We start from the raw sequence: 242 nt of genomic DNA on the forward strand, positions 1-242 counted from the left end.
CCCTTTAATGAGTAACGACGAAGTACGCTTTTCGCTTACTGCAGGGCGTATGGATGGGCTGTTAAATGGTTTGGCAGAGCACGAACTGGATTTAGTTTTAACCAATAAACCCATCGGACTTGAGCACTACGATCAACTGTGGCAAAGCCAGTTGGTATCTCGTCAGCCATTAGCCATAGTGGGCCCTGCAGATAAAAAAACACGCGGTCAATTTCCTACCGGTTACACAGATGCACAATGGG

Annotated in this window: 1 protein-coding gene; it reads left to right on the forward strand. The window is 47.1% G+C overall.

Going from position 1 to position 242, the window contains the following annotated elements; translation table 11 throughout:
* A partial coding sequence (locus AAEY78_RS14700) for a type 2 periplasmic-binding domain-containing protein (RefSeq protein ID WP_352340210.1) occupies positions 1-242 on the forward strand: 242 nt, incomplete at both ends.

Origin of the sequence: Psychrobacter sp. 16-MNA-CIBAN-0192, from assembly GCF_040309565.1 — a bacterium.
Taxonomy (GTDB): Bacteria; Pseudomonadota; Gammaproteobacteria; order Pseudomonadales; family Moraxellaceae; genus Psychrobacter.